23 protein-coding genes and 1 tRNA gene are annotated in these 20,395 nt (G+C 63.1%); 21 read left to right on the forward strand and 3 right to left on the reverse strand.

The genetic code is table 11. The features are described from left to right. The first annotated feature begins 9 nt into the window (after nt 1-9). The 7 genes from GGD63_RS29765 (at nt 10) to GGD63_RS29795 (ending at nt 7,015) form a co-directional block, all read left to right on the forward strand. Entirely contained in the window at nt 10-1,449 is a 1,440-nt protein-coding gene (locus tag GGD63_RS29765) for an FAD-binding oxidoreductase (protein ID WP_183247251.1), read from the forward strand. A gap of 2 nt (nt 1,450-1,451) precedes the next feature. After that, complete coding sequence (locus tag GGD63_RS29770) at nt 1,452-2,558, forward strand: four-carbon acid sugar kinase family protein (RefSeq protein WP_183247253.1); 1,107 nt, start codon at nt 1,452-1,454, stop codon at nt 2,556-2,558. Further along, entirely contained in the window at nt 2,555-3,592 is a 1,038-nt protein-coding gene (pdxA, locus tag GGD63_RS29775; protein WP_183247254.1) for a 4-hydroxythreonine-4-phosphate dehydrogenase PdxA, read from the forward strand. The genes GGD63_RS29770 and pdxA overlap by 4 nt, the downstream gene beginning before the upstream one ends. A 13-nt stretch (nt 3,593-3,605) precedes the next feature. Further along, the gene (locus tag GGD63_RS29780; RefSeq protein ID WP_246785708.1) at nt 3,606-4,736 is read left to right on the forward strand and encodes an iron-containing alcohol dehydrogenase; all 1,131 of its coding nucleotides are present in this window, start codon (nt 3,606-3,608) and stop codon (nt 4,734-4,736) included. A gap of 57 nt (nt 4,737-4,793) precedes the next feature. Next, nucleotides 4,794-5,765, forward strand: coding sequence for a tripartite tricarboxylate transporter substrate binding protein (locus GGD63_RS29785; RefSeq protein WP_183247259.1), 972 nt, complete (start codon nt 4,794-4,796; stop codon nt 5,763-5,765). Between the two features lie 201 nt (nt 5,766-5,966). Next, nucleotides 5,967-6,122, forward strand: a complete 156-nt coding sequence (locus tag GGD63_RS29790) for a hypothetical protein (protein WP_183247261.1) — start codon at nt 5,967-5,969, stop codon at nt 6,120-6,122. A gap of 83 nt (nt 6,123-6,205) precedes the next feature. After that, nucleotides 6,206-7,015: a hypothetical protein gene (locus tag GGD63_RS29795; RefSeq protein ID WP_183247263.1), complete on the forward strand. Its 810-nt coding sequence runs from the start codon at nt 6,206-6,208 to the stop codon at nt 7,013-7,015. Nucleotides 7,016-7,188: 173 nt separating this feature from the next. Here the strand turns inward: GGD63_RS29795 and GGD63_RS29800 are convergent, their stop codons facing one another. Further along, nucleotides 7,189-7,692 (reverse strand): hypothetical protein, encoded by a 504-nt coding sequence (locus tag GGD63_RS29800; RefSeq protein WP_183247265.1) that lies wholly within the window; start codon nt 7,690-7,692, stop codon nt 7,189-7,191. A 172-nt stretch (nt 7,693-7,864) separates the two neighbouring features. On the opposite strand from GGD63_RS29800, the gene GGD63_RS29805 reads away from it, so the two are divergent. Then, complete coding sequence (locus GGD63_RS29805) at nt 7,865-9,208, forward strand: YcaO-like family protein (protein ID WP_183247267.1); 1,344 nt, start codon at nt 7,865-7,867, stop codon at nt 9,206-9,208. Nucleotides 9,209-9,334: 126 nt separating this feature from the next. After that, nucleotides 9,335-11,347: a BTAD domain-containing putative transcriptional regulator gene (locus GGD63_RS29810; RefSeq protein WP_183247269.1), complete on the forward strand. Its 2,013-nt coding sequence runs from the start codon at nt 9,335-9,337 to the stop codon at nt 11,345-11,347. A gap of 12 nt (nt 11,348-11,359) precedes the next feature. On the opposite strand, the gene GGD63_RS29815 is transcribed toward GGD63_RS29810, so the two are convergent. Together GGD63_RS29815 and GGD63_RS29820 are read right to left on the reverse strand one after the other, a co-directional pair. After that, nucleotides 11,360-11,752, reverse strand: coding sequence for a hypothetical protein (locus GGD63_RS29815; protein ID WP_183247271.1), 393 nt, complete (start codon nt 11,750-11,752; stop codon nt 11,360-11,362). A gap of 40 nt (nt 11,753-11,792) precedes the next feature. Continuing rightward, the gene (locus GGD63_RS29820; protein ID WP_183247272.1) at nt 11,793-13,547 is read right to left on the reverse strand and encodes a peroxidase family protein; all 1,755 of its coding nucleotides are present in this window, start codon (nt 13,545-13,547) and stop codon (nt 11,793-11,795) included. Between the two features lie 259 nt (nt 13,548-13,806). Between GGD63_RS29820 and GGD63_RS29825 the strand changes: the two genes are divergently transcribed. The 12 genes from GGD63_RS29825 (at nt 13,807) to GGD63_RS29880 (ending at nt 20,395) form a co-directional block, all read left to right on the forward strand. Continuing rightward, on the forward strand, nt 13,807-14,127 hold the full coding sequence (locus GGD63_RS29825) for a hypothetical protein (RefSeq protein ID WP_183247274.1): 321 nt from the start codon (nt 13,807-13,809) through the stop codon (nt 14,125-14,127). Nucleotides 14,128-14,312: 185 nt separating this feature from the next. Then, nucleotides 14,313-14,386 (forward strand) — tRNA-Gln (locus GGD63_RS29830). 233 nt (nt 14,387-14,619) lie between these two features. After that, nucleotides 14,620-15,855, forward strand: a complete 1,236-nt coding sequence (locus GGD63_RS29835) for a phage portal protein (protein WP_183247276.1) — start codon at nt 14,620-14,622, stop codon at nt 15,853-15,855. Beyond that, nucleotides 15,855-16,532, forward strand: a complete 678-nt coding sequence (locus GGD63_RS29840) for a tail assembly protein (protein ID WP_183247279.1) — start codon at nt 15,855-15,857, stop codon at nt 16,530-16,532. Before GGD63_RS29835 ends, GGD63_RS29840 begins: the two co-directional genes overlap by 1 nt. Further along, complete coding sequence (locus tag GGD63_RS29845) at nt 16,532-16,849, forward strand: gene transfer agent family protein (protein WP_183247281.1); 318 nt, start codon at nt 16,532-16,534, stop codon at nt 16,847-16,849. Before GGD63_RS29840 ends, GGD63_RS29845 begins: the two co-directional genes overlap by 1 nt. Then, complete coding sequence (locus GGD63_RS29850; RefSeq protein ID WP_183247283.1) at nt 16,846-17,088, forward strand: hypothetical protein; 243 nt, start codon at nt 16,846-16,848, stop codon at nt 17,086-17,088. Before GGD63_RS29845 ends, GGD63_RS29850 begins: the two co-directional genes overlap by 4 nt. Further along, nucleotides 17,088-17,582, forward strand: coding sequence for an HK97 family phage prohead protease (locus GGD63_RS29855; RefSeq protein ID WP_183247285.1), 495 nt, complete (start codon nt 17,088-17,090; stop codon nt 17,580-17,582). The genes GGD63_RS29850 and GGD63_RS29855 overlap by 1 nt, the downstream gene beginning before the upstream one ends. A 15-nt stretch (nt 17,583-17,597) precedes the next feature. Then, the gene (locus GGD63_RS29860) at nt 17,598-18,758 is read left to right on the forward strand and encodes a phage major capsid protein (RefSeq protein WP_183247287.1); all 1,161 of its coding nucleotides are present in this window, start codon (nt 17,598-17,600) and stop codon (nt 18,756-18,758) included. Nucleotides 18,759-18,764: 6 nt separating this feature from the next. Then, nucleotides 18,765-19,316, forward strand: a complete 552-nt coding sequence (locus GGD63_RS29865; protein ID WP_183247289.1) for a hypothetical protein — start codon at nt 18,765-18,767, stop codon at nt 19,314-19,316. Then, nucleotides 19,316-19,645, forward strand: coding sequence for an HNH endonuclease (locus GGD63_RS29870; protein WP_183247291.1), 330 nt, complete (start codon nt 19,316-19,318; stop codon nt 19,643-19,645). Before GGD63_RS29865 ends, GGD63_RS29870 begins: the two co-directional genes overlap by 1 nt. A 4-nt stretch (nt 19,646-19,649) precedes the next feature. Continuing rightward, nucleotides 19,650-20,090 carry a hypothetical protein gene (locus GGD63_RS29875; RefSeq protein ID WP_183247293.1) on the forward strand — a complete coding sequence of 147 codons (441 nt, stop codon included), beginning with the start codon at nt 19,650-19,652 and terminating at the stop codon, nt 20,088-20,090. A 17-nt stretch (nt 20,091-20,107) separates the two neighbouring features. Continuing rightward, nucleotides 20,108-20,395, forward strand: a complete 288-nt coding sequence (locus tag GGD63_RS29880; protein ID WP_183247295.1) for a head-tail connector protein — start codon at nt 20,108-20,110, stop codon at nt 20,393-20,395.

The following is a 20,395-nucleotide window of genomic DNA, read 5'->3' on the forward strand; positions in this document are numbered from 1 at the left end:
GGCGAACCGATGTCCGATTCTTTCCAGGATGCGTTGGCCGGGCTCGCCGCGATCGTCGGCGACAAGCACGTCATCGCGTCCGGGCCCGACCAGGAACCTTACGTGGTGGACTGGCGCGGGCGCTATCACGGCCGTGCGGTCGTGGTGGTGAAGCCGGGCTCGACCGCCGAGGTCGCCGCAGTCGTGAAATTCTGCGCCGCAAGGCGGCTCGCGATCGTGCCGCAGGGCGGCAACACCGGCATGTGCGGGGCGGCGACGCCCGACGATCGCACGGGCAATGTCGTGATCCGGCTCGACCGCATGCGGGCCATGCGCGATGTCAGCCCGCTCGCCAACACCATCACGGTGGAGGCCGGCTGCATCCTCGCGGAGGTGCAGAACGCGGCGAAGGACGTCGATCGCTATTTTCCCTTGAGCCTCGGCGCGGAGGGGTCCTGCCAGATTGGCGGCAACATCTCGACCAATGCCGGCGGCACCGCCGTGCTGCGCTACGGTCCGACGCGCGATCTCGTCCTCGGCCTGGAGGTCGTGCTGCCTGATGGCCGCGTCTTCAACGGGCTGCGCGCACTGCGCAAGGACAATACGGGTTATGCGCTGAAGCAGCTCTTTATCGGCGCGGAGGGCACGCTCGGCATCGTCACCGCGGCGGTGCTGAAGCTGTTCGCGCCGCCGAGGAGTTCGGCTTTGGCGCTGTTGAAGCTGCAAGGCGTCGAGCAGCCGCTCGAGATCATGCAGCGCCTGCGCGGCGCAGTCGGCGACCGGCTCGGTAGCCTCGAGATCATGTCGCGCTCGCAGATCGAGGCAATCGCCGCGACGGTGCCGCATGTCACCATTCCCTTCGAGCTGACGACGCCTTGGTATCTGATCGTCGAGCTGACCGACACGCTTCCAAACGTCGACCTCAACGAGCCGCTGGCTGCCGTCCTCGCGGATGCGATGGAAGCCGGGCTGGCCGAAGACGCCATATTGGCCTCCAATCTGGCGCAGGCGAAGGCGATCTGGGCTGTCAGGCACAGCGTGTCCGAAGGCAACAAGCGCAGCGGCTATGTGGTGTCGCATGACAGCGTGGTGCCGCTGGAGCGCCAGGCGGCTTTCGTCAACAATGTCGAAGCGCGGATCAAGGCGGCCGTTCCGCATGCGAACGTCGTGATGCACGGCCATATCGGCGACGGCAACATCCACGTCGTGGCCCTGATCGATCGTGTGCATTGCCAGGACCCGGATGCGATGGCGAGGCTGGTGACGCAAATCAACGAGATCGTCGATGACGAGACGGCGGCGCAGGGCGGGGCGATCAGTGCCGAGCACGGCATCGGCATTACCAATCGCAGCAGGCTTGCGCGGGTTGCCGATCCGCTCGATATCAAGCTGATGCGCGACATCAAGCAACTGCTCGACCCGCAAGGCCTGATGAATCCCGGCAAAATCTTCAGCACGGGAGCCGCCTGACGATGACAACCGTCCGCCTGCTTGCCGACGACCTCACCGGTGCGCTCGACGCCGCGGCGGAGTTCGTTGGCCTGTGCGGACCGTTCGACGTTACCTGGCCGGACGCACCCGCGACGCCCGGCTCCGGCAGCCTCGCGGTCGACAGCGGCACCCGCGAGCGGTCGAAGGAAGAGAGCATCGAGATCGTCGGCCGGCTGGCGCCGCAGCTGTGTGGAGCGACGATCGCCTACAAGAAGGTCGACAGCCTCCTGCGCGGAGCCTGGGCGGCCGAGCTCGGCGCCTGCCTGCGCAGCGGCCATTGGGAATCCTGCGTGGTCGCGCCCGCGTTCGACTATCAGGGGCGCCGCACCGCGGGCGGCCAGCAATTCGCGCGCACGGTGCAAGGCGAGTGGCACCGGGTCGGCGACAATTTGCTCGATCAGTTGAGGCAAGACGGCATCAAGGCACGGCAGGGCAGCTCCGATACGCTGTCGCAGGGCGGCGTTCAGGTGTTCGATGCCGAGAGCGACATCGACCTCGACCGCGTCGTCGAAATGGGACGGCGCATGCCGGGGCCCGTGCTGTGGTGCGGAAGCGGCGGATTGGCCGGCGCGCTCGCGCGCAGCCACCGTGCCGATGCGCCGAGCCAATTGAAGTTGCCCGTGCTGGGGCTGTTCGGCTCTGACCAGCCCGCCACCGCCTCTCAGCTGGCTGCGTGCGGCGGGGCGACGATCGAGCTTGCGGAAGGTGAGGGCGCGACGCGCGTCCAGCGCAAGCTGGGCGACGATCGCGTGGCGATGGTCAAATTCTCTCTCGCCGAAGGCCTGACGCGCACGGAAGCGGCGCGGCGGATCGCGCGCGAAATGACGGCATTGATTGCGGCGCTCGAACCGCCCGGCACGCTGATCGTCGCCGGCGGCGAGACCCTGAAGGCCGCATGCGTTGCCCTTGGCGCGCATGCGCTCCAGGTGACAGGGCGTGTCGTTCCGGGATTGCCGCGCTCGATCCTGCAAGGCGGGCGCTGGTCCGGCGTCGATGTCATCTCGAAATCCGGCGCATTCGGTCCAAGCGAGTTATGGCGTGACCTGCTTCGGGATAATCATCTGCTCAGAATGGAGAGTCCGATATGACCTCTCGTCATCTTGCCATCACCATGGGCGATCCGGCCGGGATCGGGCCGGAGATCATCGTCAAGGCCTGCGTCGGGCTGAAGGACCGGATCGCGAAAGGCGATCTGCGCCTGCTCATCATCGGCAGCGGCGCGGCGCTGGACGGCGCCAGGGCCGCGCTCGGCGCCGAAATTGCGATCCCTGAGGTGACGGCCGACGATCGCGAATGGCCCAATCTCTGCTACCTGCAGGCCGACGCCGAGGGCGATCCGATCAAGCCCGGCGTGCTCAGCGCCGATGGCGGCCGCTTTGCCTACAAGGCGATCGAGCAGGGCGTGCGCCTGACGCAGGCCGGCCGCACCGCGGCGATCGTCACCGCGCCGCTCAACAAGGAAGCGCTCAACAAGGCCGGCTATCATTTCCCCGGCCATACCGAGATGCTGGCGCATCTCACCGGCGTGCGCGGCTCGGTGATGCTGCTCGCCCATGGCAACATGCGCGTCAGCCATGTCTCGACCCATGTTGCGCTGGAGGACGTGCCGAAGCGCCTGACGCCGGAGCGCCTGCGCATGGTGATCGATCTCACCAACGATGCGCTGCGCCGGCTCGGCATTGCCAGGCCGAAGATCGCGATCGCCGCGCTCAATCCGCATGCGGGCGAGGGCGGCCTGTTCGGCCGGCAGGACATCGACGTGTCGGCGCCGACGATCGCCAAAGCGGTCGCCGACGGCCTCGATGTCGTCGGCCCCGTGCCGGGCGACACCATCTTCGTCAAGCTGCGTGCCGGCCAGTACGATGCCGCGGTCGCAATGTATCACGATCAGGGGCACATTCCCGTCAAGCTGCTCGGCTTCCAGGTCGATCCGGCGACCGGCCGCTGGCAGGAGCTCTCCGGCGTCAACATCACGCTCGGCCTGCCGATCATCCGCACCTCGGTCGATCACGGCACCGCCTTCGACATTGCCGGCAAGGGCATCGCCAACGAGCACAGCCTGATCGAGGCCATCGATTATGCCGAGCGGCTGGCCGCCGGCACTTCCGCAGCCAAATCATGAGATCGAACGCACGATGACCAACGCTTTCACGCCCATCGAAATCCAACGTCCGACCATCCTGGAGTTCGGCAACGGCACGATCACCGCCGCGGCACGCTTTGCCGAGCGGATCGGCGCCAGGCGGCCGCTGGTGATCTCTGATGCGTTCAATGCGCGCCGCGTCGACACGCTGGCGCTGCCGGGAGCCGTAAAAGTGTTCGGTGACGTCAAGCCCGAGCCGGACCTGCCCAATCTCGAGAAGGCGGTGGCGATGGCGAAGGACGCCAAGCCCGATCTCGTCGTCGGCTTCGGCGGCGGCAGCGCGATGGACCTCGCCAAGCTGGTTGCGGTGCTCTGCACCAGTGACGTGGCCTTTGCCGACATTGTCGGGCCGGAGAAGGTCGCCGGCCGCAGCGTGGCGCTGATGCAGATCCCGACCACTTCGGGCACCGGCAGCGAGGCCGGCACGCGCGCGCTGGTCACCGATCCCATCAGCCAGAACAAGCAGGCGGTGCAGAGCCGCTTCATGCTCGCCGATATCGCCATCGTCGATCCGGACTTGACGATGACCGTGCCGAAGGAGGTGACTGCGGCAACCGGTGTCGATGCGCTGGCACATTGCGTCGAGGCCTACACCAGCCGCAAGGCGCATCCGGCGATCGATCTCTACGCGCTCGAAGGTGCGCGGCTGGTCGGACGTTACCTCAAGCGCGCGGTGGCTGATGGCGGCGACCGCGAGGCGCGTGCCGGCCTGTCCCTGGCCTCGCTCTATGGCGGCTATTGCCTCGGGCCGGTGAATACGACCGCGGGTCATGCGGTGGCCTATCCACTCGGCACGCGCCACCATGTTGCGCACGGCCTCGCCTGCGCGGTGATCTTCCCGCACACGCTCGCCTTCAACATGCCGGCGGTGGAAGAGAAGACCGTCGCCGTGCTCGGTGCGCTGGGGCTGCCCGAGCGACGCGATCCGCAGTTCGCGTTCGACGCGACCTACAGGTTCTGCAAGGATCTGGGCATCGAGATGCGGCTGTCCGAGCTCGGCGTGCCCAGGAACGATCTCGGCGTGATGGCCGATGAGGCGCACGCCATCCGCCGCCTGCTCGACAACAATCCGCGCGATTTGAGCCGGGATGCGATCCTGAACATGTACGAAGTCGCGTTCTGACACTTCTGCCGCGCGCGGCAGCCAATCAACAACAAAGTGAAAGCAGAGGAAACTTCGATGAGATCGATGTGGCTTGGTCTTGTGTCGGCAGTGTTGCTGGCGACGTCGCCGGTGCAGGCGCAGGATGGCTATCCGTCCAAGCAGGTGACGGTGATCGTCCCCTTCGCAGCCGGCGGCACGGCCGACATCTTCGCGCGCATGGTCTCGAACCATTTGCAGGTGAAGCTCGGCAAGCCGTTCGTGGTCGAGAATGTCGGCGGCGCCGGCTCGATCCTCGGCGTGACGCGGCTGGCGAAATCGGCGCCCGACGGCATCACGCTCGGCCTTGCCAGCACCTCCGCGCTTGCGATCAATCCGTCGCTCTACGGTCCAAAGCTCAGCTACCAGCCGGACAAGGATCTGATCCCGGTCGCCCAGATCAGCGTCGTGCCCAATGTGCTCGTGGTGAACCCCAACAAGATCAAGGCGCGCACCGTGCCGGAGCTGATCGCGTACCTCAAGGCGAACCCGGACAAGGTCTCGTTCGGCTCGGCCGGCGTCGGCACCTCGCAACATCTGGCCGGCGAGCTGTTTCAGCAGATGACCGGCACCAAGATGGTGCACGTGCCCTACAAGGGCTCGAGCCAGATGCTGACGGACCTGCTCAGCGGCCAGATCGATCTCGCCTTCGACAACGTGCCGCTGCTGCTGCCGCAGGTGAAGACCGGCCAGCTCGCGATGCTGGCGACGGCAACGCCGAAGCGTGCCGACTTCGATCCGCAGGTCCCCGCGGTTGCCGAATTCCTGCCGGGCTTCGAGGCCGTGGCCTGGCACGGCTTCTTCGTGCCTGCGGGCACGCCGAAGCCGATCGTCGAAAAGCTCTCGGCGGAGATCCGCGCCTTCATGCAGCAGCCGGAGACGGTGCAGAAGATGGCCGAGCTCGGTGCCGCCGCGGTGGCGGTGGATTCGGAGCCGTTCGCAGCCTACATCGCCGCGGAAACGGCGCGCTGGAAGAAGGTGATCGAGGCGGCGAACATCAAGCTGGAATAGGTGGAGAGTCTCAAGGAGCTTGGAATGGGACCGGGGCGGATCGCGGCTCGGCGTGGCTGCGATCCCGTTAGCGTGTAACAACCATAGCGTGCGCATTAAGTGTGCATCGATTGATGCAACCGTAAATTGACTAGTCCTTGAGCGCCCCCTATAACTCGGAAGTCGCCACTTTTGCGCGACGTTCTCAGACAGGAGCACGCAATGGGAAAACGTTCTGAACGGAAGCCCTCAAATCCGATGAGAGCTGCGGTCGGTATGGGCTACGGCGGAAATATGCCCGTCAAGATCGCCAAGCACCTGAAGAAGGGCGCGACAACGAACCGGCAGAAACCGGCGTCGAGTGTGGTGGCCAAGTAGGTAAAGCGCCGTGGGACGCAGCCTGGGTCATCCCAACATGTCTTAGCTGGGCTGCGTCGCCCTCGTGAGCGAGAGCGAAGAAGATGGAAACCGAAGCGGCGACCAGAACGCCTGTCGTGGTCTTCCGGAAGGCACTGCTGAGTTCACCCGGACCACTTCGCGCCGACGCGTCTGCTCTGGGAACGTTGCCCACAGCCGCATTCCAGTACTGCGAGGCAATTCGGACGGCATCCTCCTTCGGCTGGTACATCTTTCCTCCCTGCGATATCCGGGCGCTTTGGGACGGGACCCAGATCTTGCTGGCCAGGAACGGAGAATGGTGTCCGCTGGATGCGGTCCCCTATGATGTCGTGAGCGATGTTGACCCGACATTCATCGATTACTGGGGCAAGTTCGCGCCTCCCGATATGAAGAAGAATTGGCCCCCGCTCGTCACGGGGTTGTTTCATCCGGGCGTTTTGCAAATATGGTCGGGATTGCTGGTTACGACGGCAAAGGGTTGGGGGCTGAGTGTGGGCCCGACTTGCAATTTGCGCAGCTCCAGTGACTACGTCCCATATGAAGCAATCGTCGAGGCGAATAATTGTCGGCCTCTTTTCATCAACGTGCAGCTGATCGCGACCGGCAGAGAGATCTTCATTTCCAGGAGCCGGCCGTTGTTTCAGGTCAAGCCGGTGCATGAGAGCTGCTTCTCGGACGAGACAATGCGCTGCGAAGAGCTGGACGGTATCGCACCGGTTGGGGATGCCGAAACGGGGATGAAGGAAGCGGACTGGAACGGATATCGTGCGTCAGTCAGCTTGTTGTATGAGCCCGAGGCATTTTCGCCGGGGCGCTACGCGGTCGAACGACGGAAAAGCCGGAAACGAGATCACCCCAAGGTTGTTCGCTAACCGATGGCTGACGGTCAACTCGACCATGCGGCCGCGGGCTCACAACCCGCGGATCGATCAACTCGGGCTGCCAGGCCTGGAAGCCGCCGCTGCGAGGGTTGAAGGGCGACACCGTCAACAGGGATGTCTGCCTGATCGGGAATAACCTCCGGGTGCGGGCGGCGGCGCGCCGCTCAGCTGATGAACTCGCCGACCCAGTTGTGCCTGACAGCCTCGACGTGCCAGCCCAATGCGCGTCGCGCGTTCGGCGCGGGATCCGGCTCATCGCTTCGGATATCGCAATCGGGGCGTCGCGCACAATGTGCATGGCGTCCTTCGCTCCGCAGTCGGAACGTCCCCTGTGACTCGAATATCCGGCTGTAGCCGTCGGTCGGGAAAAATGTTCCTGCAATTGGAAAATGGGTCGGCTGCTGCCGAACCATCAGGAAGGTGATGTCCTCCGCGCTTGCCGACAGGAGAATGCCGACCGCCGTATTGACCGGCGCGAGGCCGATCGGAGCATCGGCCTCCGGCTCGACCTTGCCTGCTGCGCTCGCGATCGTGAGGAATTCCGAGTTCGGACCGCAGCGGGATACGATGATCCAGCGCCGAACCTTGCGCCTGATCGAGATCGGTCGGTGATAGGCCGCAAAGGAAAATTCCGCAGCCATCGCAACGACAAAACCATTTTTCCACATGCCGGCCATCTAACCCGTTACGCTCGTGGGCCGATCATCGTGTGAGGGGCGTGAAGCCAGCGTGAATTCGCCCGGCCGCGGCGAAATCGCACGAATTTCTTGACCTTGCGCCGGGCCTTGATGGCATGCTGGCGATCGAACCTTGACCCTGCCGGGACGCGGAACTCGATCGATGGAAGCATCCAGGGCATCCAACCAGTTCGAGCGGCTGGCCGCATACCTCGCGGGCTCGCGGATGCGTGGCCGGGACAGCGAGCTGGCCACCATTCTCGAAAAGTTCGAATATCTCCCGCTGGACGGGACGGAGCCGTCGCAAACACGGAGCCGCGTCGCGCTGCTCCAGGCGGCGGCCAGATTTTCCGACGTCTTCCAGCTGGCGTCCCGCGATGCGCCCGGGGTCACGTTCTTTGGCGCGACCATCAGCGCAGCCGGCATCGATTCCACCTTCGCACATCAGGCGCGGTCGAGCGCGTCGGGCGCCGGTCTGTCGCTTCGTCAGGCCTTCGAATCCTGCATCGGGGAAGGGGTCGAGTATCTCTCGCAGTTCGAGACCTCGTTGGATCGGCTCCGGCAGGGCCCGATCGAGGACGGGCTTGCCGCCTTTGATCCCGCATCCCGGGCGGTCCTCTCCGAATTCATGCGACTGTCGGCGCGCGACAATGTCGACTGGATCGAGGCAACGCAGCTGTCGAGCGGCCGGTCGGTGCCGTTTCCGGCGGATCTGTGCCTGCGGCGCACGGCTGATCGGAGCGCGCTCACGCCGCCATTCAGCCTGAGCTCGGGTTGCGCGGCCGGCACTTCGTTCGAGACGGCCGCGTTGCACGGGATGCTGGAGCTGGTCGAGCGGGATGCGGCCAGCCTCTGGTGGCGCGGCGGCATTCGCGGGCGGCTGGTTGCGCTCGAAGGGCCGGCCATGGCGGCGGCCGCAGCCTGGATTTCCCGGGCGCGGCGCGGCGTGACGACCAGGCGGACTTGGCTGCTCGACATAACCACCGATATCGACGTGCCCTGCATCGTCGCGATGTCCTGTCATGACGATGGCCGTGGCTTCGCCTGCGGGCTGGCAGCCCGTCTCAGCGTCGAAGCTGCGATCCGCTCGGCGCTGACGGAGATGTGCCAGATGGAGCTCGCCTATGCCGTCGTGGAACGGAAGCGCCGGGAAGGCGGCGAAGAAGCGTTGAACGAATATGATCATCGTCATATCGCCCGCAGCACGCTGATCGATGCGGCAAGTTGCGAGCTGCTGCATCCGGTTGCACCAAGCCGTGCCACTGGCGGGTTCGCTCCGGGCACGCCGACGCAACAGCTTGCCGCACTCGTTGAACGATTGTCGGCCAGAGGTATCGAGACGTTTGCAATCGATCTGTCCCGTCCCATGTTCGGGATTGCCGTCGTGCGGATCGCCGCGCCTGCGCTCCAGATGGAGCCGTCCGACGTTGCCACCGAACGTCTGGTCTCCGCACAGCGCCAGACCGGAGGAGCCGATCTCTATACACGCGGGATTAGTTTGTTATAGTTGCTGCTATTCTTAAGTGCGTTTTATCAGGGCGGATCAGACGTGAGCGCTCGGGCACAACTTTCGAAGTCCCTTGCAAGGGATGGTGGACTTCCCAAGCCGCGCGAAAGCCTGACGATTTCCGTTTTGGGCGGTCTGTCCGTTGCATTTGCGGGGCGGGAAATCCGCGTCAAGAGCCGAAAGTCGCGGGCGGTTCTCGGCTATCTGGCGTTGACCGACCGTCATCAGGAAACACGCGAGCGTCTGGTCGGGCTGCTGTGGAGCGAATCCGACGAGTACAAGGCGCGTGCATCGCTTCGCCAGGTCCTCCATGAGTTGCGGGAGACGTTCCTGAACGCGGGATACGACGGGTTGCAGATCGAGAAAATGCTCGTCGAATTGGAGCGCGAAGGGCTCCGTGTCGATCTCCTGGACGCCTTGCGCGAGGCCGAATCCCAACATGCGCATCCGCTGTTGATGACTGCGCCCGGTCTCATGGAGACGCTGCTCGCGGGGCTCGACGATATCGACCCATCGTTCCGTGTCTGGCTGCTTGCCAAGCGGCAAACCTTTCACGACCGTATCCTGCGTGCTCTCGAGGCCGGTCTGAGGAACGCCGAGCTTCCCGTGGCGAACAGGCGCGCGCTGGCCGAGGCAATCCTCAGTCTCGACCCGACCCACGAGGAGGCATGCCGCTACGCGATGCAGACGCGCGCGGAAGAGGGCGACATGTCCGGAGCGCTGCGTGTCTACAAGACCTTGTGGAATATCCTCGACGAAGAATACGGCATGGAGCCCTCGGCGAAGACCCAGCAATTGATCGCCGAGATCAAGAACGGTCAGTTCGAGAGCGAGGCCCCGTCCATTGCGAGCGATCCGGTGCTGAGGGACGGCGTGCAGGCGGCTGCGCATGAGGCTCCACCATCGTCGGCACAATCCCGGACGGCTGCCAAGATCGCGATCCTGGTCGATCCGTTCAGCATGAACGGCGTGAGCGCGGATCGCGTCCATCTGGTGACGGGCTTTCGCCATCACTTCATCGCGTGCCTGACCAAGTTTCGCGAGTGGTATGTCGGAGACGGCACCGCGCAGCAGCCGCTCGCATCGGGAGAGCGGGCGGCTGCATCCCGCTACAGCATCGCGGCAACGGCCTATCAGGCGGGCGACACGATCAGCATGGTCCTGACCCTGCGCGAGACCAACACCGGTGTCTATATCTGGAGCGACACGTTCGAGCTGAATCTCGAGAACTGGTTTCTGGCGCAGCAGCGGATCGTGCAGCGCACGGCACTGTCGGTGAACGTCTATCTGTCGACCGAGCGTCTGACCCGCGTGGCCGCTGCGCCAGACGTGTCGCTGGATATCTATGACCGATGGCTGCGTGCGCAGGCGATTATCGGAAGCTTCAGCGCCGAACACTGGCGCAATTCGATTGCGGTCCTGACCGAGGCGATCAACGTCGCGCCGAGCTTCTCTCCCTGCTACAGCGCGTTGGTTCAACTGAACAACACCGAGCATCTGGTCTTTCCCGGCCTGTTCCGCGATTTGAAGAAGGCGCGGTCCACGCTTGAGCTTGCCAGAAGGGCGGTGCAGCTCGATCCCGTCGATTCCCGGGCCCAGCTCTGTCTCGGCTGGTCGCAGGCGATGCTGATGCAATATTCGGAAGCCAGCGCCCACATCGATCTCGCATGCGAGCTCAACGGCAACGATCCCTGGACGCTGCTGTCGGCGGCCTCCTGTCAGGGGTTTTGCGGCAATTTCGAACGCGGCAGCGAGCTCGTCGCCGAAGCCCTCAAAGTGTCATGGACGCCGCCGCCGCTACATTGGCCGTATCGCGCCGTGCTTCAATTCATGCGGGGCAATTACCTCGACGCGATCGAGGGGATCGACCGGGCCCAGAACGTGGCGAAAACGCTTCCGGGCTGGAAGGCCGCCGCGCTGTTTCATCTCGGACGAAAGGACGAGGCGCGCCTCGAGGCCAGCAAGTTCCTCGACGGCCTCCGCGCGATATGGTTCGGCAAGGAGCCGACCGACCGCGAGATCGCACTCTGGTTCCTTCATGCGCATCCGATTGCGCGAAGTGAGGATTGGGAACGCCTGCGCGACGGCATAGGCGGTGCAGGCGTTCCGGTTGACGACCTCAGGCATCACGCGTGGTGAACGATCCGTCGCTCAGGCACAGAACTTGATCGTGTACTCGCCGACGCGCTTGGAATGGAATAGCATCCTGCCCGAGGGGGTATCGTTCTCCAGATTGCTGTCCTTCATGTCGTCCGTGTAGAACATCGGAAGCGGGTAGTTGGCCGCGCCCATCAATGCTTTTTCGGTCTCGGCGAGCACCTCGGCGTCGGGCAGCTTGATGAGCAGCGTGCCGTCCTTGTAGCTCGGCTGGATGAACGCGATCTCGGTGAACGGGCGGGGGAATTTCGCCATCACGCCGGCATCCTCGAGCTGTTTCTGGAATTCGGCGATGGTGGTCGGGCGCGACTTGGCGTCGCGCGCCCACTTCTTCACGAGGTCACCCCAGACATCATAGTTCACGATGTCGAACATCTCGGTCTGCATGGCTATCTCCCTTGGTATCGACCGGCGGAATTGCCGGCTGTTAGAGGAACGTCGGATCGGCATGTTGCAGATTTGCGATATCGGCGATGAACGGGACGAGGTCGCCCATGCTCTCGAGCTCCGGCACGAAGTCGAGGCGGTTCGTGGTGTAGATGCGCGACGACAGGCGGGAGAGCGAGTCCTTGAGGCTGCTCGCTGAAGTCTCGTCCGGCATCCTGCCCTCGAGCATCGCCCCGAAAATGACCTCGGCGACGATGATCGAGCCCAGCACGCCGAGCGTCTTGCCCTGCTTCACCGGATCATCCGGACCCATGGCTGCTTCGAACAGGATGTAGAAGGACAGCGGCGGCTCGTCTGCGAGGGTCTGAATGTCGGCATCGGTCAGCTCGTCGCGGTTCTGCTCGAGCCAGGCCCGCAGCTGCGCCACGCGATAGCCGCGATCTTCGAGCAGCCGATCGCTGCCGACCAGGGCGGGCTGGCGCGATCGGATCTCGTCGACGAGGCTGTTCACCGACCACAGGCCGGCGAAAGCGGCACTCATCAGATCCTTGTATGCGAGGCCCCATGCCCCGTTGGCGGCAATCGGGGGAAACAGCGATCGATCATAGAGCTGTCCGCTGAAGTGCGGGCTGATGCGCATGCTCGATTGCGGCCGAGGCCTGCCCGGCACGTCGAAGAACTGCGACCAGCTTGCAATCCATTTCCGGTGCAATGGCATGCTGCCGGGCGCGGAATAGGATGTTGCTCGCAGCACCGCGCCGAGCGGAAAGGCGTTGTCGGGATTGATCTGGTAGCTGTCGCGAACCATCGCATGCCCGAAGCGAAATGCGGCATGCGTGAATTCCAGCGGTATCAGCGACCCGCGAGAAAGCGGGTGCGCGGACGAAGCACTCAGCAAGTGAGGCTGATCGACATTATACCTGCTGTAGATCCTGCGGTTGAGGACCCTGCGCATCACGTCGCGGCGTATGATGTTGCGGTAGATCAGCGTGGCCGCGCCGCGCGCGCAGAGAAACGCCTTGTCGGTCGCCGCGGTATCGGAATCGGTCGTGCCCGCCATCGGCTGGGCGAGCTTTGCCAGGAGACCATTGTGGAGATGGTGGAACAGGGTCGTGAGCTGGGACAGGATCGCGTGATCGTCATTGCGTTGGTCGGCAATCAAGACGTCGGTCAGCCGCTGCGGCTGGCTGTTCGGATCCCAGGGGCAGGCAACACGCGCAATGTCGCGGCCTTTCGGATTCATCTCGACGGGGTCTTCGCTGTTGACCCCGCCGCCGCCCAGACGCAGCCTCGAGCGCGCCGCCTTCGGCCTCGCTTCGTAGGCAAGCGGGCATACTTCCGGCCCCCCGCCGTAGATCGTATCGAGCTTCAACCGGTAGGCCCGGTCATTGCGTACGCCGGTCGCGGTATTTTCGAGCTCCGATATCGGGAATGACGTTTGCACGAGGTCGTGTGCCACGAGCTGCAGGAGGTAGGTATATCCGGCCGGAATGTCGGAATTTTCCAGCGGGCCCCGGCCGTTCTCCCACACCGGCGCGACGCGCATGCGCCGGGCAAGGCGCTCCATCAAGCCGCGTAGCCGCGTCCTGCTCTCGTCCGATTTGAGCGGATCGTCGCCGTCGACCTTGAACCGCTGCTCCAGCGGCAACGTATCCAGGTCGGACAGGAAATGCCGGAAGCCCGAAATGCCCTGGCCGGGTGGTTCGGGGGCGCCGGACGCCGTCGGTCCCGCGTCTCGGATCGTGTCGCCGAGTTGCTCTCGCGCAAGGGAGAAGCCGCCACCATGTCTGCCCATCGTTGACCTCCCAAAGTCACGAGCGACCCTATTTGCGGCAACGTGATTTGAACGTGAATCGACCCTGCACAAGCGACGAGCTCCGATCCGTCGTCGGATCGTCGGTGGCGAATGGTGCAAGCATGAGGGCAGGGCGGCCAGCCCCCGTAGCGTCAAATCCTATCGGATTCACGCACTGTTCACGATTCGCTTCGCTACGCCCGCCTATGGTTCGCCCGCGATCGCAGGATCGCGCAACTTGGCGAGGGAGAGGTGCATCATGACTGTCCTGCTGAGAAACACCTTCAGGGCCTGGATCGACCGTGCGCCGGGGGCGCCGCCCAGGCTGATCATGATTGGCGACGTGCGGGTCCCGAGCAATGGCTGGCAGGCCCGCCTGACCAAGCGCTCACCACAGGGGATCAATCCGAAGATCCTGATCCTCGATGTGAACGCGGAGCAGCCGGCCGGCGCGGCGCAGGAGGAGATCACCACGATCCCGCTTCGCTACGAGGAGAGCCCGCCGCAGGACGAATATGGTCAGGTGATGATCGCACATGGCCGGGGCGAAATCGTCGTCAGCATAGGCCGCACGCATTAGCTGACGTTCGCTCCGGTCGTATCCAGATCCCGCAATTGGGCTGACAAGCCATCCACCGGAGCGCTTGCCAGCCCAGATGCGAGCGGGTAGAACGCTGCCACGCCTGAGCCGTGATTTGCGCCAAACGCGCTTCCGGCCACAGTCGGACAAATCAGTAAGACATTGAATTTGTTCGACTATTCCGTTGGGGAATGGTGTAACGGTAGCACAACAGACTCTGACTCTGTTTGTCTTGGTTCGAATCCAGGTTCCCCAGCCATATCGGCGTTTATTCTGTAAAATCAGTTAGTTACGACGCCTTGGCCACCTCGAAAACGATGCCACTCGTAACCGCTTTTCGTGCTCGCGGAACGTAACCGCGACTCAATTTTGCCACAAAGCTCATCCATCATAATGTGACGTTTCGAGGCCGTTTCTCGAAATAAAATTGCACAGCACACAGAGAATCGTTCCTCGCTCGCCTCACCCGCGGGCCAACTCTGACGTGCTGATTTGTCTTTTGCGACCCGCCTGAAGTCACTTCTCGGTATCGAGACCAAAGCCGTGTCTGGCGTCGCCTCGCCGGAGGCTTGGCTGTTCGATCTGTTGGGTGCGACCCCGACCCTGGCCGGTGTAGTGGTCAACCCCTGGAGCGCCATGACATGCGCGCCCGTGGCGTGCGCTGTGCGGTCGATCTCCGAGCCGGCCGGCTCTCTTCCCCTTCACATCTACAAAAAGCTTCCGGACGGCGGCAAAGAGAAGGCCACCGACCATTCGGCCTACAAGCTTCTTCATGACGCGCCGAACAGCTTCACGCCGGCCGCGCTGTTTCGCACCCAGGTCATGGCTGACGCGCTGTTGCAGCCACATGGCGGCTTCGCGCTCATCAATCGCGTCGACGGCAAGCCCTATGAGTTGATCCGGCTCGACCCGATCAGCCAATCCATTGCCGTCGACTATTCCGAGCTTGAACCGACCTACAAGCTGAACGGCCGCGATATCGATGGCGCGGACCTGATCCATATCCCGACCCCAGCTTACGATCCCCGCAATGGCCTGGTTGGTGAAGGCCGCGAAGCGATCGGACTTGCTCTCACGCTTGAACGTCACGCCGCGCGCCTATTCGGCAAAGGCGGCCGCCCCAGCGGCATGCTTTCGACGAAGGGCGCGCAAACCATCGACTCGCTGACAAAGATTGGTGCGGCGTGGAAAGCAGCGCACGGCGGCGACAATTCCGGTGGCACTGCAATCCTGCCGTCCGATGTTTCCTGGCAGTCGATCACCCTCAGTTCTGTAGACGCTCAGTTCCTCGAAATGAGGAACTACGCCGTCCGCGAGATCGGCCGGCTGTTTCGTGTTCCGCCGCATATGCTGATGGACCCAGATCGCTCAACGCCCCGCAGCCTGGAATCGATCGGCCAAGAATTCGTTGAATTGGCGTTGCTGCCCCGCCTGAAAGCGTTCGAGCAAGAGCTTGAGTTGAAGCTTCTGACGCCGGAAGAGCGCGATCAGTATTGCATCGAATTCAACGTTGACGGTTTCGCGCGCGCCGATCTCCTCACGCGAGCACAAGCCATGAGCACCGCTGTTTCCTCGCGCGTCCTCAATCCCAACGAAGCTCGACAGATGGGCTTTGGCTTGCCCGCCTATGAGGGCGGCGACGTGTTCGAAAACTTCAACACTTCATCTGCTCATGCCGGCGGCAAGCTCAACGGCAACGACAACAACAAACAAGAGGAAGCGGCCTGATGCTTCGGACGGTTCATCTCCATGGCAAGCTCGGCAAGGACTTCGGCAAGTCCCACCGCTTTGACGTAGCGACGGCGGCCGAAGCGATGCGCGCGCTTAACTGTGCGTTTCCCGGTCGCTTCGTGAAGGCCATTAAACAGGGCTATTACAAGATCGTGCGTGGCGACAAGCGCAACGGTATGCAGCTCGACCTGGACCTCGTGAACCAGCTCAAGCTTGGCACTGCCGACCTGCACATCATTCCGGTCGCGAAAGGCGCCGCGTCCAATACAGCGAAGGGCACCACCAAGCTTGTCCTGGGCGCGGCCCTGGTGGGTGGCGCAATCTTCCTGAGCGGCGGCATGCTCGCGACGCCTATCAGTGCGCTTAGCGGCGTTCCGCTCCTGGGCGGCACGACCTACGGCAGCGTTGCGGCGATCGGCCTTGGCCTTGCGCTCTCTGGCGCCTCAACGCTGCTCACCAAACCTGCCGGCCAGCAAACCCAGGCCTCCAACGGTCTCAGCATCAACGGCGGCAACATCGGCAATTCAGGCAAGCAAGGCGACGCCATTCCGCTGATCTATGGCGAATGCTTGGTCGGATCGACCCCGATCTCTGTCTGGTCCGACATTGAAGACATCAGCGTCTATGCAGACAGCACCGGTTCGATCGAAACCGCATTTGACGAGGTCGGCTGATGGCGCTCACTGCATTCTTCGGTGACCAGGAATACAAATTCGACCTCGCGCCGTCGCAAATCCGCGAGCTGGAAGCTAAGTGCGGCCCGATCGGCGCGATCAGCAATCGCGTGTTCTCGCGCAACTTCGCCCAAGCCGACGTCAACGAAACCATCCGGCTCGCCTTGATCGGCGGCGGCACCGCGCCCAAGCGCGCGACTGAATTGATCGCCGCATATGCGGAAGGCCGCCCTCTGATCGAAACCTACGAACTCGCCGCTCGAATTCTCGAGCGCGTGATGTTCGGCAATCCCAACGAAAAGGAACCGTCTCAGTGAGCTTTGCTATCGGCACGCCAATCAGTGATTCTAATCCGCTTCCAACGCGTGTTGCAGGCCAGCGGCTGGACAACACGGGCCAAGCAATTAGCCCCGACGACTACACGCAGAACCTCACATACAACGCCGATGGCACGCTCGCCACCGTCTGGTTCACCGATGGCGTCAATACCTGGACGCAAACCAATACCTGGACGAACGGCCAACTGACGAAAGTCAGCAACTGGGTCCGCACCTAATGGAGCGCCTGGAAGTCAAGGCTACGCTCAGCGTCAGCGATGAAGGTGAGATCACCGGCATCGCTTGGCCGTTCAATGCTGGCCCGGATAGCTATGGCGACCTCATTCAAAAGGGCGCCTTCAACATCGCTGTCAGCGATATGCCGATCCTCTTCAACCACGACCCCAGCGACCTGATCGGCACCTGGACGGAAGTGAAAGAGACGGACGAAGGCCTGATGGTGAAAGGCAAGCTGCACATGGACCGGCCGCGCGCCCGTTCGGTGCTCGCCATGATCCGAGGCCAACTCGCCAGCGGTCTTAGCATTGGCTACCGCACCAAAGCCGCGATTAAGCAAGGCGCCCGGCGCCTCATCACTGCGCTCGACGTGTTCGAAACATCGATCGTGCGCAACCCCGCCCATCCTCGCGCCCGGGTCACCGGCGCGAAATCCGACGACGCGGCGCGTGCCGTGGCCGATCTCATCAAGCGTTTCACGGCAACGCTGAACTAGGAGTTAGACGACCCAATGAAGACTACGAACGCACTGGAATTCAAAGATAGCGGCGAGGCCGACGATCCGATCGCCGACGTTGCCAAGCAACTCGCCGACCTGAAGACGGCTTTCGAAACGAAGGCGGCCAACGACAATACCAAGCTGACCGAGCGTCTGGACCGTATCGAGGCCAAGGTCAATCGCCCTGGCGCCAAGTCGGCTGCCAACGACAATGAGCCGGGCCTCGAAACCAAGGCGCTGAACAAGTTCCTGCGCAACGGGCTTGGTGCGCTCGACGACCTGGAGCGCAAGACGCTCAATCTCGGCACCAATACGGCCGGCGGCTACGTCGTTACCCCCGAATACGGCAAGACCGTTCTTGAGAAGCTGCGCCGGTATTCGCCGCTTCGCGGTCTCGCCAGCGCCATGACCATCGGCAAGACCGAAATCTACATCCCGACCCTGGAGACGGATGCTGACGGCGAAGGCTGGGTCACCGAGACCGGCAACCGGACCTCGACCGAGCCGGTGTTCGGCCAGCTCAACATCAAGACGTTCGAGAACGCGAAGTATGTGCCGATCAGCAACCAGTTGCTGGAAGACGCGGACATCGATCTCCTTTCCTTCATTGCCGGTCATATCGCCAAGATCACCGGCAAGACGGAAGCCAAAGCGTTCATGATCGGCGACGGCAACGGCAAGCCGACTGGCCTGCTCAACACGCCGACGAATTACGCCTCGATCACCGCGGCGGCGGACGGCTCCGACATCGTCACGGCGCTGATCGATGCCTATTACAAGCTGCCCGGCGAGTATGCGGCGAACGGCTCCTGGATCATGCGCCGCGAGACCATGGGTCTCATTCGCAAAATGGCGGACGTCGTCATCGGCTCCAAGGGGCCTCTCTGGTCGGATGGTCTCGCCAACGGCACGCCGCCGACCATCCTGGGCCGCCCGGTCTATGAGTCGGTGGACATGAACCTTCTGCCGACCGCGACGGGCACGACCTACCCGGTGGTGTTCGGCGACATGGAGAGCGCCTATCAGATCGTCGATCGCGTTGGCCTCGCTATGCGTGTCGACGACCTCACCGGCGCCGACAACGGCGTCGTGAAGGTCCGCTGGCGCCGTCGCGTGGGTGGCGCACCGCTGCTCAATGAGGCCGCCATCCTCATCAAGTCCACCAAGGCGTAAGCAGCTATGCGGCTCGCAGCGAACACTTTCAGCCTCCAGCTTGGTGACAGGTCGTTTGACCTGAAGCCATCGCTGCGGGCCGCATTCCAGCTTCATCAGAAGTATGGCCTCCCGACACTGTATCAAGCGATCTTAGACGGAAGCTTCACCGCGATGATGGACCTGATCACAGCCACGAGCGCCAACGTGCCGGTTGTGTCGGTTCGTAGCATCCTGGATGCACGCGAACAGCTCCTCGAATTCGTGCTGCTCTTGCGCGGTGCGGACAGCGCCACCGATCAGCCGAAGTCCGGCGAATTCATCTCGTTCGATGAATACATTGCCGACCTATTCAAGATCGGCACGGGCCATTTGGGCTGGAGTCCGGACGTCGTTTGGAGCGCCACGTCGGCTGAAATTCTCGCCGCGCGCGAGGGCCGTATGGACCTGCTCAAGGATATCATCATGGCGGTTTTCGGCAGCAAAGAGCAGCCGACTGATACTTCCGACGTTCGCAGCATGAAGGACGACCTCAACGCAATCGGTGACCTGACCGTTCATTCATTGGGGGCGCGCTGATGCCCTACAAGTGTGGTCGTGTCTGTGCATGCGGACGGATAGTTACCGGCGAAGTTCGCTGCGTTTGTCAAAGCCATCGCCGCAAGGAAGTCGACAAGCGTAGGCCCAACGCGAACGATCGCGGCTATGACAGCAAATGGAAGCAAGCGCGCCGCGCCTTCCTCGACAAGCATCCTCACTGTGCCATGTGCGGTAAGCCTGCCGTCGTGGTCGATCACAAGACGCCCCATCGCGGCGACAAGGCCAAGTTCTGGGACAAGGGAAACTGGCAGCCCCTTTGCGCCCATCACCACAACAGCACCAAGCAGTCCATCGAAAGGTCAAAGTAGTTCCATGCGCCTGATCGAATTTAGAGGTGTATCCCGCTCGCTCGCTGATTGGGCACGGCTGTCCGGCATGCGGTCGGAAACGCTCGCCAAGCGGCTGAATGCGGGCTGGTCCGTTGAGGAGGCTCTGGCTACTCCAGTCGGCAAACAAGGCCGTAAGCCAAAGCCCTTGGCTGCAAGATCAGTCGTTCAATCATTGCCTGCTCTTCGCGACTGGCAGCGCGACATGCATGCAGCGCACCGTGAGATGACGCGCTCGGTGCGGTCGTTTGTTCGGCAGATGGAAGAGCAGATGGCAGAGCTTCGTCATGGCCTCGACCAGCACCTAGCCGCACAGCTCGCGGAAGCCGATCGCAACATGATCGCTTCACACACCCGGGGGGTGGGTCAGAGCATCTCAAAGAACGCGAACGACCGGTGCCCCCGGGTCACGCAAGAGAGCGTCTAATTGGAGTTTTTTCGACCGTGCCTGCTATCACTCTCGACCAAGCCAAGGCCCACCTAAACGTCACGTTCGACGCCGACGACGCGCTGCTTACCGATAAGCTCGCGGCAGCAAAGGCCTGGGTTGGCGCCTATACGGCCTCAAATCCCGATACCGACGGGACCCCCGCTCCGGTGAATGAGGCGGTGCTGCAATTGACGGCGCACCTCTACGCGAACCGAGAGGCTAGCCTGGTTGGCGTCACCGCGAGCGAATTGCCGTTCGGCTTCCTCGATTTGCTGGCCCCTTACCGCGCGTTTGCCTTCTGA

It is taken from the genome of Bradyrhizobium sp. cir1 (genome assembly GCF_014198245.1).
Taxonomy (GTDB): Bacteria; Pseudomonadota; Alphaproteobacteria; order Rhizobiales; family Xanthobacteraceae; genus Bradyrhizobium.

Bases quoted from the DNA above. Each gene is read 5' to 3' on its own strand.
- GGD63_RS29795 (WP_183247263.1), top strand. From the start codon at position 6,206: ATGGAAACCGAAGCGGCGACCAGAACGCCTGTCGTGGTCTTCCGGAAG.
- GGD63_RS29785 (WP_183247259.1), top strand. From the start codon at position 4,794: ATGAGATCGATGTGGCTTGGTCTTGTGTCGGCAGTGTTGCTGGCGACG.
- GGD63_RS29765 (WP_183247251.1), top strand. From the start codon at position 10: ATGTCCGATTCTTTCCAGGATGCGTTGGCCGGGCTCGCCGCGATCGTC.
- GGD63_RS29815 (WP_183247271.1), bottom strand. From the start codon at position 11,752: ATGCAGACCGAGATGTTCGACATCGTGAACTATGATGTCTGGGGTGAC.
- GGD63_RS29875 (WP_183247293.1), top strand. From the start codon at position 19,650: ATGCGCCTGATCGAATTTAGAGGTGTATCCCGCTCGCTCGCTGATTGG.
- GGD63_RS29840 (WP_183247279.1), top strand. From the start codon at position 15,855: ATGCTTCGGACGGTTCATCTCCATGGCAAGCTCGGCAAGGACTTCGGC.
- GGD63_RS29855 (WP_183247285.1), top strand. From the start codon at position 17,088: ATGGAGCGCCTGGAAGTCAAGGCTACGCTCAGCGTCAGCGATGAAGGT.
- GGD63_RS29820 (WP_183247272.1), bottom strand. From the start codon at position 13,547: ATGGGCAGACATGGTGGCGGCTTCTCCCTTGCGCGAGAGCAACTCGGC.
- GGD63_RS29825 (WP_183247274.1), top strand. From the start codon at position 13,807: ATGACTGTCCTGCTGAGAAACACCTTCAGGGCCTGGATCGACCGTGCG.
- GGD63_RS29790 (WP_183247261.1), top strand. From the start codon at position 5,967: ATGGGAAAACGTTCTGAACGGAAGCCCTCAAATCCGATGAGAGCTGCG.
- GGD63_RS29805 (WP_183247267.1), top strand. From the start codon at position 7,865: ATGGAAGCATCCAGGGCATCCAACCAGTTCGAGCGGCTGGCCGCATAC.
- GGD63_RS29800 (WP_183247265.1), bottom strand. From the start codon at position 7,692: ATGTGGAAAAATGGTTTTGTCGTTGCGATGGCTGCGGAATTTTCCTTT.
- GGD63_RS29860 (WP_183247287.1), top strand. From the start codon at position 17,598: ATGAAGACTACGAACGCACTGGAATTCAAAGATAGCGGCGAGGCCGAC.
- GGD63_RS29845 (WP_183247281.1), top strand. From the start codon at position 16,532: ATGGCGCTCACTGCATTCTTCGGTGACCAGGAATACAAATTCGACCTC.
- pdxA (WP_183247254.1), top strand. From the start codon at position 2,555: ATGACCTCTCGTCATCTTGCCATCACCATGGGCGATCCGGCCGGGATC.
- GGD63_RS29780 (WP_246785708.1), top strand. From the start codon at position 3,606: ATGACCAACGCTTTCACGCCCATCGAAATCCAACGTCCGACCATCCTG.
- GGD63_RS29770 (WP_183247253.1), top strand. From the start codon at position 1,452: ATGACAACCGTCCGCCTGCTTGCCGACGACCTCACCGGTGCGCTCGAC.
- GGD63_RS29865 (WP_183247289.1), top strand. From the start codon at position 18,765: ATGCGGCTCGCAGCGAACACTTTCAGCCTCCAGCTTGGTGACAGGTCG.
- GGD63_RS29870 (WP_183247291.1), top strand. From the start codon at position 19,316: ATGCCCTACAAGTGTGGTCGTGTCTGTGCATGCGGACGGATAGTTACC.